Raw genomic sequence first — 18,680 nt, 5'->3', positions numbered from 1 at the left:
AGCATCCTTCTGGAACCATTTTTTTGCGAGAAAAACGAATAAAGATTTGACAGTTTTGTGAAACATGGTATGCTTATTATGTGAAATAATTCACATAGAGGAGTAGAGGCAGATGAAAAGAAAGCCTGTTTATGTGGAAACAACCATTCATGCACCTTTAGAGAAAGTATGGGAATATACGCAAAATCCAAAGCTTCATGAACAGTGGGATTTGCGCTTTTCAACCATTTCATTAAATGGACCTCAAGATGAACAGCCCCAAACCTTTTTGTATGAAAAGCATCTTGGATTTGGTGTAAGTGTCACAGGGACAGGAGCATATCGAACAAGAATGATGGATGAACGGAATGAACGGGCATCCTCGCTTAAATTCAAATCGTCACACCCGTTGTCTTTTATCAAAGAAGGCGGCGGCTATTGGAAATATGTGAAAACGAACGATCATATTGTGTTTCAAACGCAATTTGATTATGAACCGAAAGAAGGAAAAGGATGGGCGTGGGCAGATCGATTTCTTTTTCGCCCGATGATGGGGTTTATGACGGCCTTTAGTTTTGGCGCACTAAAGACGTGGCTTGAAAAGGGTACGCACCCTCGGTTGTTACTGGAGAGAACACTTGCCCATTATGGAATTTGTTTGCTGTTTGCCATCGTTTGGCTATGTCAAGCGGTTATCCCTTTTTCACATTCTGCTTTTGATCATAGCACCGGATTTCGGTTGTTTTATGCCCTTATAGGCGTATCATGGCTGATACCTAAGCTATCAAAGAAATATTTGTTCATTCTTCAAAGTGTGTTTCTGCTGATGATGCTTTGTATCGGGATCCTATCCCCCCAAACGACACTCCATGAGCCGCTTGTGATGAGTGCATTTTTGATCCTATCCATTGCAGGAATGATTAATTTAAAAGATTGTATAGACGTATTTTCGATCAAACGAAAAAGGGGAGATAGACATGGTCGTTCATCGTCATCAAGTAAAGGAATACGATAAGCTTCATCCAAAATTAAAAGAGAGATACAACCGTGCGTTTACCGCTGAAGGCACTATGGAAGAAATAGGCGGCGGAACGAGGCTCATTCGATTTTTCTTCAAAATTGGTCCACTCTTTCGCTGTTTTTTCCCTGAGAGAGGAAAAAACATTCCTTTCCGGATTGTGAATAAACCCTTTATGACAAATAAGGGAGAGGAAGGCATGCACTGGTTTCGTACGTTTTATTTCCCAAAGAAGGAACGGCACTTTGATGCAGATATGATCATTGATGAGAAGAGTCATAAAGTACTAGACTATTTTGGAAAGCCTAGACTTCTTATGTCAGAGCTTCATTTTACAGTAACAAAGCATGGGTTCCTTCACATTCAATCCGGCCGGCAGAAGCTGTTGATGTTAGGACGTGAGTGGCCGCTGCCTTCATGGCTTTACGGTGTGTCAGATGTCACAGAAGGCTATGAGGAGCACACGGGTGAGTATACCATTGATGTGCATGTGAAAAATCGACTGTTTGGGACCCTTTTTACATATAAAGGCCGGTTTACTGAAAGGGTGATGTCTCATGATGAATAAATGGCATTTGTTATCAAGCCTCGTCTTCATGTGCTGTTTTATCGCCACCCGTTTGATGACAGGTCCGGTAGCAGAGTTATTTGTACTGATAGCCATTCTGTTTTACCTTCCTGCAGTTTTAGCCTTTTTTGTAAAGGAAGAGAGTGAGAATAAGCCGGGGATACTGCTCGGCTTTTTAATGAAAGCCTTTCCATTAGCTGCTCTTTGTGCAACGGCTGCATTTATCTATCATTCTGCCTTGTTTGCATCGGGATGGTTTTTGTATACGATTCTTTTGGCGTTATATGGCTTTACTCGTTTGCTGAAAAGGGGACTCTTTCCGCTTCATGAATTGATGACGGGTGGTGCATGGATGTATCTCGCTTTGGGCGGACTGTGGTTTTGGCTCTACACGGCAGATATACAGGTGATGACCTTTTCACCAATCATCGTGCTTTTGACCGCTATTCATTTTCATTACTCGGCTTTTTTTATCCCGCTTTTCTATGGATTATTAGGGAGACATCGAGAAAAAGAGACAGCTTTATACAAAGCGGCAGGCTGGGTAATTTTGCTGTCGCCTGTGATGATTGCTGTTGGGATTAGCTTCTCTCATCTATTTGATACGTTCAGCGTCACGCTATATGTCATTGCACTCTACTTGTACGGTATTCTTTGTATGAAAACAAGGTTTCGATCGACTGTGGCAAAAGTGCTGATTGTGTTTTCTAGCTGCGTCTTAATGGGAACGATCGTGCTATCTCTTCTTTATTCCGCTGGCATGCTCATGCGCGTGACCTACATCAGCATTGATCAGATGATTTGGTTTCATGGCAGTATTAATGCCTTTTTTGTTATTTTACCAGGTCTGATTGGATGGCTGATCGAAGGGCCAAAGGATCAATTGAAGCAGAAGGACTTTCCGATATCAAAAGTGCATGGCCGTTTTCATTTGCTCTCTTTTCAAAAGGAAAGAATGGGTGATCGAGAGAACCTCGGTTTAGTCGATTCACTTGATGATTTAAATGGAACGACATTTTCAGCTGATAGGGTGTCACCTGTGATTCGAAGGTTTTATGAGAATCCGATGGCGTTTACGTTAAAAGCAGCAGTCTGTTTTCATTGGTGGGTGAGGCCGTTTGTTTTTTTACTTCAGCCCATGTTTAAGAAAATAGGCCAGCTCTATTTGGGGACATCTCGTATCCCTTATAAAATGAAGGGGCGTCTGACTACATTTCAACATCCTAAAGAAGGGCGAAAGAATGTCAGGGCGTGGATTCGTTATAACGAAAAAGGAGAGCAGGTCTTTTTTGCACTTTATGCTCATCATCACGATGCAGCTGCGGGCTATATGAATATTGCGCTGCCGCTTCCATATTCTCAGCTGACCGCCATTTTAAAACCTTTTAATGAAAAGGAAGACTTTCTATTAAAAAGTGCATGTCCAAAAGGCAGTACCGGTGACGAAGGATTGTATTTGCATACGTCTTTTATCACCATGAAACTGCCAATGGAAGAAAGCTTTCATATGAAGCCGGAGACAGATAAAAGTCTCACAGCGGTTCATCAAATGAAGCTATTCGGTATTCTCTTTTTAACGATTCATTATCAAATTGACAGTGAAAGTCACCCTGTTAGTCAATGATGTCACATGGTTCACCGTGCCGAATGATGTTCACAATCGCTTGCCCATCACTCGGATGATGATCTGCATACTGGACTGGCAGCAGTGCAAAAAATACATAGTAGACTGAGAAGTAAGCAAATTGATAGAAAAATTGATGTTCTGGCAGGATGTCATTGGCGATCATTGTATTCAGTATGAGAACACTGAGCAGGTTGCATAATGATCCGCCTAGGTAGACAAGAATGTGCGAGAATCGGTTATTTTTCCTCATTTCTTCATAGTGGCAAAATGCATCTAGAAAATAGATTCGTCTAATTTCAACAACGCCTACTTTCAATACTTTTTTGCCTCTGCCAAGAGCAAAAGAAACCTTTGCGCCAAACATCCACGCGACCATAATATGGCCAAGCTGATGCAGGATGGCAACGATAGGAAGAATGACGAAAAACGACCAGCAAAACGTCCACATATCGGATAATGTAAACAAGTGTTAACCCCTCCCTGATATATTTGGGAGGAAGCAGTAGGATTATTTGCCATTTTACTGAATTCATTTTCAGGATGCAAACATTTAATACAAGACGATAAAAACATTATGTAAACTAAAGGGTGGTTTTTGCGGTGAATCGGCTTTTTGACTCACTTTTTTACGAAATGAATGTGCTACAATGAAAAAACAATAGATGACTCTAGTAAATGAACCTACCCTTGAATGAAAAGGAGAGAATCAGATGGCAGATATTGAACAGTTTTTGGCGTTAGATATTCGTGTTGGGACGGTCATTGAAGCAGAATTCTTTGCAGAGGCAAGAGTACCTGCATTGAAACTCAAGATTGATTTTGGTGAAGAGATTGGTCTAAAGCAATCCAGTGCTCAGCTGACAAAACGTTATACGGCTGAGAGTCTTATTGGCAGACAAATCGTAGCAGTCGTCAATTTTCCGCCAAGAAGAATTGCAGGGTTCAAATCAGAAGTGCTTGTCTTAGGGGGCATGCCGTCAAAAGAAGACGTGGTTTTACTAGCCACAGATGAGCCTGTTGAAAATGGAACAAAAATAGGATAAGAAAAAAGACATCTTCCTGAGAAGATGTCTTTTGCGTATTGAGGCGGAATAACCACACGCCACATTCGTGTGTGTCTCAAGGAGACATGTTACCCGACTTACACAATTCAGCTCATCGCTTGATAAATATAGCATGGGATGAGCTGAATTGCAACCATTAAATGATTCACTTCAGTTTTTCACGTCATTTCAGCCGGAAAAATGACAAGAAATCAATTATTTGGATTATTTTTTCAAAAAATATTGAAAAGTCAGATCAGATTTTATAAAATGAATTCATCTTAGTTTGTTTAGCCGATAAACTAAGATGAATTCCAAGTGATAATCCGGCCATTAAAGGGGATGATTCTGTCATTCAAATCATTTGCCGTGTATGTGGGCTAAGCTGAAAGGATCAGATGTTCAGCTTCATTTTTACAACAAATTGAAAGCGCTTTATATTCTTTGCATTGACTGCTGCTGCCCTCCATCATCTGTTTGTTAGAAGAGGCTAAGAGAAGAAGGGAGAAAGCTCATGGTAAGTGAGAATTTAAAAAAGATTCGTATGTCTGAAAAAGTGGGATATGCTTCAGGAGATTTCGCATGTAACTTAATTTATGCAACTGTCTCTACGTATCTATTATTTTTTTATACAGATGTGTATGGTTTATCAGCGGCGGCAGCAGGAACGATGTTTTTAGTTGTCCGCGCCATTGATGCGCTTGCAGATCCGTTTATTGGTGCATTGGTGGATCGAACGAACAGCCGTTTTGGCAGGTTTAGACCTTACTTGTTATTCGGTGCGTTTCCTTTTGTGGTACTTGCTATCCTTTGCTTTACAACACCTGATCTTTCTGAAATGGGTAAACTCGTTTATGCCTACATCACGTATGTTGGTTTATCGCTTACATACACATTCATCAATGTTCCTTATGGTGCTTTAACATCCGCAATGACAAGAAATAACCAAGAGGTTGTTAGTATTACGTCTGTTCGTATGCTTTTTGCTAATCTCGGAGGTCTAGTTGTTGCTTTTTTTGTTCCTTTTCTTGCGACTTTTTTGAGTGATAAAACAGGAAATACAGCCCTCGGCTGGCAGATGACGATGGCTTTTCTCGGCGTTCTTGGCGGTGCATTACTTATTTTCTGTTTTAAAAGCACGAATGAACGTGTCACGCTTCAAAAGCCGGAGGAAAAAATTAAGTTCAGTGATATCTTTGTGCAGTTACGTGTCAATCGTCCGCTTGTTGTATTAAGCATTTTCTTTATTATTATTTTTGGCGTGAATTCGATCAGTAATTCAGTTGGGATCTATTATGTGACGTATAACCTCGGCAGAGAAGATTTAGTGAAATGGTACGGACTCATTGGCAGTCTACCAGCATTAATGGTGCTGCCGTTTATTCCAAAACTGCACAAGCTGTTAGGAAAGAAAAAGCTGCTGAATTATTCATTATTGCTGAATATTGTAGGTCTTCTTGCATTACTTGTGATACCGCCGAGTCAAATCACTTTAATACTTGTTTTCAGGCTCGTCGCAGCTGCAGGGAGTATTACAGCCGGTGCTTACATGTGGGCGCTCATTCCTGAAACCGTTGAATATGGCGAATATAAAACAGGAAAAAGAATGGGCGGGCTCATCTATGCCATCATCGGATTTTTCTTTAAATTTGGGATGGCATTAGGCGGGATTGTGCCAGGGCTTGTACTCGATCGCTTTGGCTATGTTGCGAACCAAATGCAAACATCAGAAGCTTTACTGGGCATTTTAATCACGACAACGGTGATTCCTGTATGCTTACTGATTTTAGCGATGGTGGATATTAATTTTTATAACCTAGACGAAGAAAAACATAAAAAAGTCGTACGGGAGCTTGAGAATAGAGACAAAGTGTATATCGATCATATGGACGATTTTAAAATGTAGGTCTCTGAAAGAGGAGGAAGTTCAATGAAGATTACCAATCCAGTGCTCAAAGGGTTTAACCCTGATCCAAGTATTTGCCGTGTAGGAGAAGATTATTATATGGCTGTCTCTACATTTGAATGGTTTCCAGGGGTGCAAATTTATCATTCAAAGGATCTCGTCCATTGGCGCCTTGCTGCGCGTCCTTTGCAAAAAACGTCACAGCTGGATATGAAGGGAAATCCTGACTCTGGCGGGGTATGGGCCCCGTGCTTAAGCTATGCTGATGGGCAGTTTTGGCTTATTTATTCAGATATCAAAGTAGTGGATGGCCCATTTAAAGACGGTCATAATTATTTGGTCACGGCAAGTGAGGTGGACGGCGATTGGAGTGAACCGATCCGGCTCAACAGCTCCGGCTTTGATCCATCTTTATTCCATGATCACAGCGGGAAGAAATACGTCTTAAATATGCTGTGGGATCATAGGGAAAAGCATCATTCGTTTGCAGGTATTGCCTTGCAGGAATATAGTGTGGCAGAAAAGAAGCTCATCGGTCAAAGGAAGGTCATTTTTAAAGGCACACCGATTAAACTGACAGAAGCGCCGCATCTGTATCATATTGGTGACTACTACTATTTATTAACGGCAGAAGGAGGTACCCGGTATGAGCATGCAGCAACGATTGCCCGGTCCTCGCATATTGAAGGGCCTTATGAGGTTCATCCTGATAACCCGATTTTAAGTGCCTTTCATGTGCCTGAACATCCGCTTCAAAAATGCGGGCATGCTTCAATCGTTCAAACGCATACAAATGAATGGTATCTCGCTCATCTCACTGGCCGCCCGATTCAATCAAGCAAGGAATCTATTTTTCAACAGAGAGGGTGGTGCCCTTTAGGAAGAGAAACAGCGATACAAAAGCTTGAATGGAAGGATGGCTGGCCTTATGTTGTAGGCGGAAAAGAGGGGACGCTAGAGGTTGAAGCGCCAAAGATCGAAGAAAAGGTTTTTGCACCAACCTATCATACAGTCGATGAATTTAAAGAATCAACTCTAAATAGACACTTTCAAACATTAAGAATTCCGTTTACCGATCAGATTGGTTCGTTAACGGAGAAACCTCAGCATTTAAGGTTATTCGGCCACGAATCTTTAACGTCTAAGTTTACCCAAGCATTTGTTGCAAGACGCTGGCAAAGCTTTTATTTTGAAGCAGAGACAGCTGTTTCGTTCTTCCCAGAAAACTTTCAGCAATCAGCAGGTCTTGTGAATTATTATAATACGGAAAACTGGACAGCACTCCAGGTGACATATGATGAGGAACTTGGCCGCACGCTTGAACTATCTGTTTGTGAAAACCTTGCCTTTTCTCAGCCATTGACACATAAAATCATCATTCCAGACGAGGTCACTTATGTCTATTTAAAAGTGACCGTTCGGAAAGAGACATATAAATATTCTTATTCTTTTGATCAAAAAGAGTGGAAGGAAATTGATGTGCCGCTTGAATCCATCCATTTATCCGATGATTTCATTCGAGGTGGGGGGTTTTTTACAGGGGCATTTGTCGGTATGCAGTGCCAAGATACGAGCGGCGAGCGTCTTCCTGCTGATTTTCACTATTTTCGCTATGAGGAAACAGACGAATAAAAAAGACAACTCGCTACGAGCTGCCTCTTTTTGAAAAATATATAGATCATGTTGTGAGGGTGGCATCTTGCAGAAAAGCTTCTATGACAAGGGATGTCATCCCCAATACTGGTGCATTGTGTCCTAATGATGAAGGGAGCAGCTCTACATGTGAGCTGAATTGCGTATCCATTCGCGAGGATACCTCCTCCTCAATTACATGTAGAACCGCCTGATGTGATTCGATCACTTTGTTTCTTAAAATAATCGCTTGCGGGTTAAAGGTATGCAGGACGTTTGTGAGACCGACCCCAAGGTAAAAACCAAAGTTGCGCAGGGCATTGAGCGTTTTCATATCATTTAACTTGGCCAGCTGTTCCAGGTCTTGATGGGAGATGTGCTGATCATCTGTTTGAAGAGACTGAAACAAGGCTTTCTCAGAAGCATACAATTCCCAGCATCCACGGTTCCCGCAGCTGCATGTCGGTCCATTAAAATCGATTGTCATATGTCCCATTTCACCAGAAAAGCCGTACGCCCCTCTGTATAAATGATGATCGATGATGATTCCGATCCCGATGCCAGTGCCTATGCTTGCATAGATCAAATGGTCATAATGTTTAGCGGCACCAAAGATTTTTTCACCATATGCACCGGCATTTGCTTCATTTTCAATGAAGATCGGTACTTGGAATGTGTCTTGGAGCGTGGTTTTCAGATCAACGTTTTTCCATTTGGAATGAGGCGTAAACACGATTTGTTCACCTGCATCCACTAAACCATGTATGCATAGGCCAATGCCAATGAGCCCGTATGGGGAAGAGGGCATTTGTGTGATGAGCTGCTGTATTAATTCAATTAATTTACGTATTGTGACCTCAGGAGAGCTGGGTGGGAGCTTGATCTGCTCTTCGTAAAGAATAGACCCTTCAAGGTCAGTTAATATGCCATTGACGTAATCAACGCCGACATCGATTCCGATGGAGCAGCCAGCACGTTTATTAAACATCAGTAAAACCGGTCTTCTCCCGCCGCTAGACTCACCTTGACCGATTTCATAGACAAGATGTTCTTTCATTAACGTACTTACTTGAGAGGAAACAGTCGATTTATTTAATCCAGTGCGTTCAGATAATTTTGCTCTCGAAATGGGCGCATGCTGGAGAATTTCTTTTAATAATAGTTTTTGATTTATTTTTTTTACAAAGTTCTGATCAGCGATATCCACTTTATCCACTCCATTTGTTTCGTCTTTAGATTAAGTTGAGAAGAGCTGCTTTTTTTCACATGTATTTAGTAAGAAAGATGATTTTAACTTTATTATAACGAAAATATTTCTAAAAAACTAAAAAATATGGAAAATTCAAAGTGAGTTTCTCATAGATTGATCATTAGTTTGTTGAATCAACTTACAAAGTGTACTCAGGAGGAATGAAGAATGACCAAATCAAATATGAAAACGTTATACAGCTTAGAAGGAATCGGCAAAATTCAATATGAAGGAAAACAATCAAAAAATCCACTCGCCTTTCAATACTATAATCCAAGCGAAGTGATTGGCGGAAAAACAATGAAAGACCACCTGCGCTTTTCAGTTGCTTATTGGCATACATTGACTGCTGATGGAACAGACATGTTTGGAACTGGCACGATGCAGAGAGCATGGGATTCCTATAGCGGAATGGATTTAGCAAAAGCTAGATTGGAAGTCGCTTTTCAGCTTTTTGACCTATTGGATGTTCCGTATTTTTCATTCCATGACCGTGACATCGCGCCAGAGGGGGAGACGCTTCAAGAGACCAATCAACAATTAGACATCATTTTAGAAAGAATGAAAGAATACATGAAGCAAAGCGGAGTAAAGCTGCTGTGGAACACGGCCAATATGTTCAAGCATCCTAGATTTGTACACGGCGCTGCGACATCTTGTCATGCAGATGTCTTTGCCTATGCGGCCGCACAGGTCAAAAAAGGCATTGAAACCGCCAAAGAACTCGGTGCAGAAAATTATGTTTTCTGGGGTGGACGAGAAGGGTACGATACGCTGCTCAATACAGATATGAAAAGAGAGCTTGATCACATGGCGGCTTTCTTGCATATGGCTGTTGATTATGCAAAAGAAATTGGGTACACTGGGCAATTTTTAATCGAACCAAAGCCAAAGGAGCCAACCACTCATCAATACGACACAGATGCAGCGACATCCATCGCCTTTTTAAAACAATACGGATTAGATTCCCATTTTAAATTAAATATTGAGGCCAATCATGCGACACTGGCCGGCCATACGTTTGAGCATGAATTACGTGTCGCAAGAATTCATGGGCTGCTCGGTTCTGTTGATGCAAACCAAGGCAATTCGCTTCTTGGATGGGATACAGATGAATTTCCAACCGATCTGTATGCCACAACTCTTGCCATGTATGAAATTCTGCAAAATGGCGGTCTAGGGTCTGGCGGTCTTAATTTTGATGCAAAAGTGAGAAGAGCTTCCTTTGAACTTGAAGATATTTTATATGCCCATATTGCCGGGATGGATGCATTCGCAAAAGGACTGCGCGTCGCTCATAGACTCATAGAAGACCGTGTGTTTGAGGATGTCATAAAGCACCGGTATCGCAGCTTTTCTGAAGGAATTGGACGTGATATTTCAGAAGGAAAGGCAAACTTTCATACATTAGAAGAATATGCGCTGAAACATCCTTTAATCAGAAACGAATCGGGAAGAGAGGAACAGCTGAAAGCCCGTTTAAATCAATACTTGTTAGAAGATTAATTGAAGGGGCTGACCTGTTTTGAAGGAGTGAAAACATGAAATATGTGATGGGAATTGATCTTGGCACGAGCGGGGTCAAGGCGATATTAGTGGATGAGAGCGGGAAGGTGTGCTGCGAAGCCTCTAAGCCGTACCGCCTCATTCAAGAGAAGCCTGGATATTGTGAGCAGCACCCCGAGGATTGGGTAAACCAGACAATGGCTGTGATGAAAGAACTGATGGCAAAGCAGCCTGTTCATTCAAGACAAGTTGAAGGCATCAGCTTTTCCGGACAGATGCATGGTTTAGTTCTATTAAATGAATCTCGCGAAGTGCTCCGCCCTGCAATTTTATGGAATGATACACGAACGACAGCACAATGTGCACACATGACAAAAAAGCTGGGAGACCGGCTGCAAAAGATCACAAAAAACCAGGCGTTAGAAGGATTCACACTGCCAAAATTATTATGGGTAAAGGAACATGAACCACATATTGATCAGCAAATCGACATGTTTTTACTCCCAAAAGATTATGTCAGATTTCGTTTAACAGGCGCTGTCCATATGGATTATTCTGATGCGGCTGGCACTTTGCTGTTAAATATCGGTGAGCAGACGTGGAGTGAGGAGATTTGTCAGGCATTTGATATTTCTCCTCATATTTGCCCGCCGCTTGTCACATCAGAGGCGGAGGTTGGTACACTTCTGCCGCACATTGCACGTGAAGTTGGGATGAAAGAAGGCGCGAAAGTTTTTGCCGGCGGGGCAGATAATGCCTGCGGAGCAATTGGTGCTGGCATCTTGTCCTCTGACCGCACGTTATGCAGCATCGGCACATCTGGGGTGATTCTCTCCTACGAAGAGGATCATGAAAGGGAGCTTCAAGGGAATTTACATTTGTTTCATCATGCAAAAAAAGACGCTTTTTACACAATGGGTGTCACCCTTTCAGCAGGATATAGTCTTAACTGGGCAAAACACTTACTGGCTCCTGAGGAATCGTTCCAATCACTTTTAGAAGGTGCGGCTCATGTTGCACCAGGAGCGAAAGGATTGCTCTTTACACCCTATTTAGTCGGGGAAAGAACACCTCATGCGGATTCGACCATTCGCGGCAGCTTGATTGGATTAGACAGCAGGCATGAAAGGGCACATGTTGTCAGAGCTGTGTTAGAGGGAATTACCTTTTCGCTAAATGAATCTATCGCATTATTCCGGCAGGCAGGAAAAAACATAGATTCTATTGTGTCCATTGGCGGCGGTGCGAGAAGTCGGACTTGGCTTCAAATGCAAGCAGACATTTTTCAGGCTGAAGTCATCCAGTTAGACAATGAACAAGGGCCTGCTTTAGGTGCAGCGATGCTTGCCGCGGCTGGATGCGGATGGTATCCGTCACTTGAAGTATGTGCTAATCAATTGATCCATCAAGCCGCTGTTTATGAGCCAGAGCAGCAGCATGCGGAAGTATATGCTGATCTATTTCATTTGTATCAAAGGATTTATACACAAACAAAAGATATCCATGCCGGGTTAAAGCAGTATCGTTCCATCTAACTGAGAAGGCTGCATGAAAGGAGGTGATGGGTTTTTCACCTTAGGGATGACAGAACAATACGGATGAAAAAAGGAGAGGGATGGAAAATGAATTTGAAAAGATTGAGGCTTTTGTTTGTGGTGTGTATTGGATTTGTGCTGACACTGACGGCTGTGCCAGCTGATGCGAAAACGATTTATAATAATGAAATGGGTACACATAGCGGATACGATTATGAATTATGGAAGGATTATGGAAACACCTCGATGACACTCAATAACGGCGGGGCATTTACTGCAGGCTGGAACAGTATCGGAAATGCTTTATTTCGGAAAGGAAAGAAGTTTGATTCCACTAAAACTCATCATCAGCTTGGCAACATCTCCATCAATTACAACGCAAACTTTAACCCAGGCGGGAATTCCTATTTATGTGTCTATGGCTGGACACAATCTCCATTAGCAGAATACTACATTGTTGATTCATGGGGCACATATCGTCCAACAGGAGCGTATAAAGGATCATTCTATGCAGATGGAGGCACATATGACATTTATGAAACGACCCGCGTTAATCAGCCTTCCATTATCGGGATCGCGACCTTCAAGCAATATTGGAGTGTACGACAAACAAAGCGTACAAGCGGAACGGTCTCCGTCAGTGCGCATTTTAATAAATGGGAAAGCTTAGGCATGCCAATGGGTAAAATGTATGAAACAGCATTTACTGTAGAAGGCTACCAGAGCAGCGGAAGTGCGAATGTGATGACCAACCAGCTGTTTATTGGACGATAAAAGCTTATAAAAAAGCCAGCAGTTTTTGCTGGCTTTTACTTTTTCTATGATAATTTTTCAACTTCCACTCTGCCAGAAAAGAACGTCGCGCCGCCGCCCATATCTGCCAATCGATCAGGTGTTAATCCATTCACTAAATGCTTTTTGCCTTTTTGATCTGCCCATAAACCTTGACTGACCACAACACCAGATAATACATTTTGACCGACTGACACGACAAGCTCACACTCTCCTCGGTCGTTCAACACACGTACCATGTCACCATCTTCAATTTTTCTTTCCTTTGCATCCTGTTCATTCATGTGAAGCTTCGGAAATTTCTCTAGCTTTTGATGCTTTTCATGAAGTGAGAAGGTGGAATTCAGAAAATTATGGTTCGGTCCCGGTATAAAGGTAAGCGGATAATCGCTTTCCTGATAAAGGGGCACATAGGTTGGAAGTGCTGGATACCCGTCTTTTTTCATTTGTTCAGAATAAAGCTCAATTTTCCCGCTTGGGGTTTGAAGCTTTAATTCCTGGAAAGGTCCACGTTTCGCTTTGATCCATTTCTTTTCTTTTAATGCTTCGTATGAAATGTCCTCATAATGCGGATTTTCTGGATGATGAAGAGCTTGTTCCATCAGTTCAGCATCTGTCTCGCGGAAGGCTTCATCTTCAAAGCCCATCGCATGGGCAAGCAGGCGGAATACTTCAGTATTGGATTTGCTTTCTCCGTAGCGTTCTATCACGGGCTCCTGAATTTGAATATAATGATGCCAGTATGACGTATAGAAATCCTCGTTTTCAAAGGCTGATGTCGCCGGCAGGACAATGTCTGCATACGCCGCTGTCTCTGTCAGGAATAAATCATGAACCACTGTAAATAAATCCTCTCTCAGCAAACCTTCTCTGACTTTATTCGCTTCAGGTGTCACAACCGCTGGGTTGCACGAGTAGATAAAGAGAGAATCAACGGAAGGCTCTGCGCTTGTCAGCACGCTGCCCAGTTGATTCATATTAAATGATCTAGGTGTGCGTTCTTTTAATAAATCCGGCCGCTGAAGAGCTGTTTCATTATAACTGAGAAAAGAAGAGTTTGATTTCATCGCTCCGCCGCCCTTGTGCAGCCATTGACCAGTCAGGGCAGGGAGGCAGGAAATGGTTCTAATACTCATCCCGCCATTATCATGGTGCTGTAAACCATTCCCAATCCGAATAAGAGAGGGCGATGTCTCAGCGTACATTCTTGCAAGTGTAATGATATCGCCTTTAGGAACACCCGTGATCCGCTCAACTGTGTCTGGATCATACTGCTTTACATGCTCGCGCAGCTCCTTATGGCCGACCGTGTAAGCCTCTAAAAAGGCTTCATCTGTACGTTCCTCTTTAAAAAGGACGTGCATGATGCCAAGGGCAAGTGCACTGTCAGTACCAGGCCGAAGCGGAATGAACCAATCTGCCATCCGGCCGGTTTGGTTCTTGTGAACATCAATTACGACAATCTTCGCTCCTTGCTTTCGTGCTTTTTGTGCCAAGGTGATTTGGTGCATATTTGTCGATACGGCATTGATGCCCCAAAAGATAAATAGTTTCGTATGAATGGTTTCTTCAGGATCTGTCCCAATGCTTGCACCCATTGTATATTTATAGCCAGTCGTTCCCGCAGACTGACAGATCGTTCGGTCTAACTGACTTGAACCAAGACGATAAAAAAAGCGGCGGTCCATTCCTTCTGCGTTGAGATTGCCCATGTTTCCATAGAAGCTGTAAGGCAGAATGCTTTCTGGTCCTTTTTCTTCGATCAGCTTTGTCCATTTTTGCCGAATGGTTTCAATGGCTTCTTCCCACGTAATCGGTGCAAACTGACCTTCGCCTTTTTGGCCAACACGTTTTAAAGGAGTGGTCAGCCTTTTTTCATCATATAAACGGGCTGTGACATTACGCACTTTGTTGCAAATGTTTCCTTGTGTGACAGGGTGGTCCGGATCTCCCTGCACTTTCACGATCTTTCCATTTTCTTTATGTATTAAAAGACCGCACTGATCCGGGCAATCTAACGAACAAACTGATTTGAATATTCCGTCTTTCATCGCTGTATAATCGGTCATGAGTTTTCGGCTTCCTTTCTGCATTCCGTTATCACTTTGTATGGATTTTATTTTAGCATGTTCGGAGGAGGAAGGTAAGAAAGAGATGATGAATTGAAGAAAATGAAAAAAAGCCCCTGAAAAGGGACTTTTAAAAACGGGTGACTTGTACAGGAAATTCTTTTACCCCAAAAACAAACGTGCTTTGAATAGGTTTTAGCTGATCTGTAGCGCAGGTGATGTCTTGAAACGTATGGAGTAAAACGTCAAGCGCAATGTTGCTTTCAAGCCGGGCAAGCGGTGCACCGAGACAAAAGTGGATGCCAAACCCAAAGCTCATATGTGGATTTGATTTTCGGTCAAGCCGGAACGTATCTGGATCTTCAAATTTCTGTTCATCCCGATTTGCTGAAGCAACCCAGCTGATGAGATAGTCTCCTTTTTCAATGTGCGCGCCTGCAATTTCAACATCTTCTGCAGCGATTCGGCCAATGGCTTGAACAGGGGGATAATACCGTAACGTTTCCTCAGTCAATTGAGGAATAAGAGAGGGGTCCTGCCGAACTGATTCAGCGATATGCGGCTGCTCTGTCAGCAGTCGTACGGCATTGGTTATTAAATTGGTCGTTGTCTCATTGCCTGCAACGAGTAGTAGAATACAAAAGCCAAGCAGTTCATTTTCCGTTAAACGCTCTCCATCAATTTCCGCTTGAATGAGAAGCGAGATCAAGTCATCGGCTGGTGTTTCTTTTCGTTTTTTGATCAAATGAGCAAAATAAACGGACAGCTCCTCTTCAGCGCGTTTCTGCATATCTACAACAGCCTGAATGGCTTCTTTTGATTCATCCTTAGCACCTGCCACAAGGGCATCAGAATGTTTTTTAATCAGCTCTCTGTCCTGCACCTCTGCACCGAGAAGCTCAGCGATGATCATCACTGGCAGGGGAGCTGCTAAATCTTGCACAATATCAAACGTACGTTGGTCCTTAACTTGATTTAATAGATCATGTGTCAAGTCTTTGATCTTATCTTCTAATTGCTTGATCGCTTTTGGGGTGAACGCTTTATTCACAAGCGCTCTCATCTTTGTATGTTTTGGAGGATCCATCGTTAAAATACTTGTTTTAGACGTGCTTCTTCCTCGCTGTGAAGAGAACACTTTAGGCTGTTTTAGAACAGACTGGATATCCGAATATCGAAAGAGATCCCAACACTTTCTTGTCTCATCATATCTAATATCACTCTCTGCACGCAGCTCATTGTAAATAGGGAATGGGAAAAGAAGGTCATCGGTAGAACGGATTTCTTTCATTGGAATCACATTGACATAGTTTTCTTTCACTTTCATTATGAACGCTCCTTTTTCACATGATTTCTCTTTCACGGTATCACCAGTAAAATATCATTTCAACGGACATGTTTTCTAAAATATGTCAATAGTCTAATCGAAAGATTCAAGCACATTCACTATATAGGAAAATAGAAAGTCATTAAAATGAGAGCGCTTTCTGAAAAATAGAATTGAAGTCACCGAAACCAAAAATAAATTGGTGAATCCAGTCGAACGAAAGGGTCCTATGATTCAAATGAACATAGTTCTTTTGATCTAAATTACTGTATTTGAAAAACACGGCTAACATACTTGCAGCAAGCTGCCGGCCATGCATTCGGGACTTTTGAAAAGCGCTGGCTCTTTCTTGACACGATTTCTCATCATGTTACGATTACTAACGTGCGAAAAACACGAACAAAAAGCGAACAAGGGAGAGGATCAATATCATTGATCAAAAGAAAGTTGCTTTCATTGGAGCAGGTTCTATGGCGGAAGGAATGATTGCAGGGATTGTGCGATCAGGACAGATGCCGCTAGACCAAATTTACGCAACAAACAGACAAAATCAACTTCGATTGAATGAACTAACGAAACGATACGGAATCCAAACAGCCGCAATGGATTCATTTCCTTTTGAAGAAATGGATATGTTGATCCTGGCCATGAAGCCAAAGGATGCTGAAGCAGCCCTTGAATCATTAAAACCTCGTATTCAGCCAGATCAGCTCATCATGTCTGTCCTTGCAGGTGTTAAGCTATCGTATATTGAAGACATGCTGCATGAAGGCCAGCCTGTTATGAGGGTCATGCCAAATACATCAAGTACGATCGGAGCATCAGCGACTGCTTTATCTGCTGGACGTTACGTGAAAAACGACCATATGAGCATAAGCCAGGCTCTTTTATCTGAAATGGGCGAAGTCTATACCATTCAGGAAGAGCAAATGGATATTTTTACTGGAATTGCTGGAAGCGGGCCCGCCTACTTTTATTTCTTAATGGAAAGAATCGAAGAAGCAGGAGAAGAGGCAGGTTTATCAAAGGAATTGTCTCGCCAAATTGGCGCGCAGACACTCCTCGGTGCGGCAAAAATGCTGCAAGAAACAGAGGAAAATCCTTCTGTCCTAAGAGAGAAAATTACGTCACCAAATGGAACAACTGCTGCAGGACTCAATGCATTAGATGATTTTGGCGGAGGAGAAGCGATCAAGCAGGCTGTCAAGCATGCTGCCAATCGATCAAAAGAGATAAGCAATCAGCAAAAACAAAAAGTATCTATATAAATAGAGCTCAGGTACAGGAGTGATTAGGTGTACGCAGATAAAGAGAGAAAACGAATTGTTGTGAAAATCGGAAGCAGCTCTCTTACTAGCTTTCAAGGTGAGATTAGTTTGAAAAAACTAGAAAACCTCGTCAATCAAATTGTGAAACTCAAAGATGAAGGACATGAAGTCATTTTGGTTTCATCTGGTGCGGTTGCAGCTGGTTACCGAAAACTAGGATTTATTGATAGACCCAAAACACTGCCGGAAAAGCAGGCATCTGCCTCAATTGGGCAAGGGCTTTTAATGGAATCATATTCTACTTTATTTTTATCACACGGTTATATTGCCTCACAGCTCTTAATTACAAGAAGTGATTTTTCTGATGAAACGCGCTATCAAAATGTGCGTAACACAATGAACGTGTTATTAGATCGAGGCATCATCCCAATTATTAATGAAAATGATACAGTGACGATCAATCGGTTGAAGTTTGGAGACAACGATACATTGTCTGCAAAAGTAGCTGGACTCATTGATGCGGATTTCCTTGCCATTTTATCTGATATTGATGGCTTGTATGAAGATAATCCTCATACAAATCCAAATGCGAAGAGAATTCTTGAAGTGACAGACATCACAGAAGACATCGAAGCAGCTGCTGGAGACGCAGGCAGCAGCGTAGGTACAGGCGGAATGAAATCAAAGCTCGATGCGTTTAAAATATCAATGGCCGCAGGGATCAACGGCTTTTTAGGAAAAGCAGATACGCCTGACATTTTAGACAAAGCCATCAATGGGACAGAGGACGGTACTTATTTTACCGCTGACGAAAATGTAGCGCCGCTCAATTATAAGAAGCAGTGGATTGCCTTTCATTCTGGACCAAAGGGTGAGATCGTGGTTCAAGAGAAAACACAGGAATTCCTCATGCACCGAGAGGGAAGCCTTGATTCTGATGGGATTGTCAACGTAAAAGGTTCGTTTAAAAAAGGCGATGTGGTCCGTATTTTAGATCAAGATGGAAGAGAAATAGGTCTTGGCATTGTGAATTATGCGTCAGATGAACTCGCACGTAAGAGTGATTTGTTACAAGATGAAATCGTGCATGTCGTCGATCTTGAAGCATTTGTTTGTCATTTAGATTTATCGATTCCAGTTTGTTAACCAAAAGGGAGGAAT

General features: G+C 42.2%; 15 protein-coding genes. 11 read left to right on the top strand and 4 right to left on the bottom strand.

What is annotated here, in order from left to right:
- Positions 1-112: 112 nt before the first annotated feature.
- Genes MHI23_RS09680 through MHI23_RS09670 form a run of 3 tightly spaced genes read left to right on the top strand, consistent with a single transcriptional unit; the run spans position 113 to position 3,189 of the window.
- Positions 113-994, top strand: a complete 882-nt coding sequence (locus MHI23_RS09680) for a hypothetical protein (protein ID WP_342491929.1) — start codon at positions 113-115, stop codon at positions 992-994.
- Positions 957-1,565: a DUF4166 domain-containing protein gene (locus tag MHI23_RS09675; protein WP_087975911.1), complete on the top strand. Its 609-nt coding sequence runs from the start codon at positions 957-959 to the stop codon at positions 1,563-1,565. The genes MHI23_RS09680 and MHI23_RS09675 overlap by 38 nt, the downstream gene beginning before the upstream one ends.
- Complete coding sequence (locus MHI23_RS09670) at positions 1,558-3,189, top strand: YndJ family protein (RefSeq protein ID WP_342492472.1); 1,632 nt, start codon at positions 1,558-1,560, stop codon at positions 3,187-3,189. Before MHI23_RS09675 ends, MHI23_RS09670 begins: the two co-directional genes overlap by 8 nt.
- Here MHI23_RS09670 and MHI23_RS09665 read toward each other — a convergent pair.
- Positions 3,179-3,658, bottom strand: coding sequence for a site-2 protease family protein (locus tag MHI23_RS09665; protein WP_041109445.1), 480 nt, complete (start codon positions 3,656-3,658; stop codon positions 3,179-3,181). The two genes, MHI23_RS09670 and MHI23_RS09665, sit on opposite strands and share 11 nt — an antisense overlap.
- A 244-nt stretch (positions 3,659-3,902) precedes the next feature.
- Between MHI23_RS09665 and csaA the strand changes: the two genes are divergently transcribed.
- The 3 genes from csaA to MHI23_RS09650 all read left to right on the top strand — a co-directional run bounded on the left by csaA (position 3,903) and on the right by MHI23_RS09650 (position 7,773).
- A complete protein-coding gene (csaA, locus tag MHI23_RS09660) occupies positions 3,903-4,235 on the top strand; it encodes a chaperone CsaA (RefSeq protein WP_076841059.1) in 333 nt (110 codons plus the stop codon).
- Between the two features lie 514 nt (positions 4,236-4,749).
- Positions 4,750-6,141 (top strand): MFS transporter, encoded by a 1,392-nt coding sequence (locus tag MHI23_RS09655; protein ID WP_335371780.1) that lies wholly within the window; start codon positions 4,750-4,752, stop codon positions 6,139-6,141.
- Between the two features lie 24 nt (positions 6,142-6,165).
- Positions 6,166-7,773, top strand: a complete 1,608-nt coding sequence (locus MHI23_RS09650; protein WP_342491928.1) for a glycoside hydrolase family 43 protein — start codon at positions 6,166-6,168, stop codon at positions 7,771-7,773.
- Between the two features lie 46 nt (positions 7,774-7,819).
- Here MHI23_RS09650 and MHI23_RS09645 read toward each other — a convergent pair whose 3' ends face one another.
- The gene (locus MHI23_RS09645; protein ID WP_024428358.1) at positions 7,820-8,980 is read right to left on the bottom strand and encodes an ROK family transcriptional regulator; all 1,161 of its coding nucleotides are present in this window, start codon (positions 8,978-8,980) and stop codon (positions 7,820-7,822) included.
- A 210-nt stretch (positions 8,981-9,190) separates the two neighbouring features.
- On the opposite strand from MHI23_RS09645, the gene xylA reads away from it, so the two are divergent.
- The 3 genes from xylA (at position 9,191) to MHI23_RS09630 (ending at position 12,837) form a co-directional block, all read left to right on the top strand.
- Positions 9,191-10,528 carry a xylose isomerase gene (gene xylA, locus MHI23_RS09640; protein WP_024428359.1) on the top strand — a complete coding sequence of 446 codons (1,338 nt, stop codon included), beginning with the start codon at positions 9,191-9,193 and terminating at the stop codon, positions 10,526-10,528.
- A gap of 35 nt (positions 10,529-10,563) precedes the next feature.
- Complete coding sequence (xylB, locus tag MHI23_RS09635) at positions 10,564-12,063, top strand: xylulokinase (protein ID WP_342491927.1); 1,500 nt, start codon at positions 10,564-10,566, stop codon at positions 12,061-12,063.
- 87 nt (positions 12,064-12,150) lie between these two features.
- Positions 12,151-12,837, top strand: coding sequence for a glycoside hydrolase family 11 protein (locus tag MHI23_RS09630; protein ID WP_025093139.1), 687 nt, complete (start codon positions 12,151-12,153; stop codon positions 12,835-12,837).
- A gap of 44 nt (positions 12,838-12,881) precedes the next feature.
- On the opposite strand, the gene MHI23_RS09625 is transcribed toward MHI23_RS09630, so the two are convergent.
- Positions 12,882-14,924: a molybdopterin oxidoreductase family protein gene (locus MHI23_RS09625; RefSeq protein WP_034621412.1), complete on the bottom strand. Its 2,043-nt coding sequence runs from the start codon at positions 14,922-14,924 to the stop codon at positions 12,882-12,884.
- Positions 14,925-15,054: 130 nt separating this feature from the next.
- Positions 15,055-16,251 carry a cytochrome P450 gene (locus tag MHI23_RS09620; protein WP_025093141.1) on the bottom strand — a complete coding sequence of 399 codons (1,197 nt, stop codon included), beginning with the start codon at positions 16,249-16,251 and terminating at the stop codon, positions 15,055-15,057.
- A 422-nt stretch (positions 16,252-16,673) separates the two neighbouring features.
- On the opposite strand from MHI23_RS09620, the gene proC reads away from it, so the two are divergent.
- Positions 16,674-17,519 (top strand): pyrroline-5-carboxylate reductase, encoded by an 846-nt coding sequence (gene proC, locus MHI23_RS09615; RefSeq protein WP_073205920.1) that lies wholly within the window; start codon positions 16,674-16,676, stop codon positions 17,517-17,519.
- A gap of 27 nt (positions 17,520-17,546) precedes the next feature.
- Entirely contained in the window at positions 17,547-18,665 is a 1,119-nt protein-coding gene (gene proB / locus MHI23_RS09610) for a glutamate 5-kinase (protein ID WP_024428364.1), read from the top strand.
- Positions 18,666-18,680: the final 15 nt, after the last annotated feature.

Origin of the sequence: Bacillus sp. FSL M7-0003, assembly GCF_038628485.1 — a bacterium.
GTDB lineage: Bacteria > Bacillota > Bacilli > Bacillales > Bacillaceae > Bacillus > Bacillus safensis.
The sequence above is the reverse complement of the archived record's forward strand: the minus strand, read 5'-3'. Positions and strand labels throughout refer to the sequence as shown.

Coding starts and splice junctions, on each gene's coding strand:
- MHI23_RS09625 (WP_034621412.1), bottom strand. CDS start 14,924: ATGACCGATTATACAGCGATGAAAGACGGAATATTCAAATCAGTTTGT.
- xylB (WP_342491927.1), top strand. CDS start 10,564: ATGAAATATGTGATGGGAATTGATCTTGGCACGAGCGGGGTCAAGGCG.
- MHI23_RS09620 (WP_025093141.1), bottom strand. CDS start 16,251: ATGAAAGTGAAAGAAAACTATGTCAATGTGATTCCAATGAAAGAAATC.
- MHI23_RS09680 (WP_342491929.1), top strand. CDS start 113: ATGAAAAGAAAGCCTGTTTATGTGGAAACAACCATTCATGCACCTTTA.
- MHI23_RS09670 (WP_342492472.1), top strand. CDS start 1,558: ATGAATAAATGGCATTTGTTATCAAGCCTCGTCTTCATGTGCTGTTTT.
- MHI23_RS09650 (WP_342491928.1), top strand. CDS start 6,166: ATGAAGATTACCAATCCAGTGCTCAAAGGGTTTAACCCTGATCCAAGT.
- MHI23_RS09655 (WP_335371780.1), top strand. CDS start 4,750: ATGGTAAGTGAGAATTTAAAAAAGATTCGTATGTCTGAAAAAGTGGGA.
- xylA (WP_024428359.1), top strand. CDS start 9,191: ATGACCAAATCAAATATGAAAACGTTATACAGCTTAGAAGGAATCGGC.
- csaA (WP_076841059.1), top strand. CDS start 3,903: ATGGCAGATATTGAACAGTTTTTGGCGTTAGATATTCGTGTTGGGACG.
- MHI23_RS09675 (WP_087975911.1), top strand. CDS start 957: ATGGTCGTTCATCGTCATCAAGTAAAGGAATACGATAAGCTTCATCCA.
- MHI23_RS09630 (WP_025093139.1), top strand. CDS start 12,151: ATGAATTTGAAAAGATTGAGGCTTTTGTTTGTGGTGTGTATTGGATTT.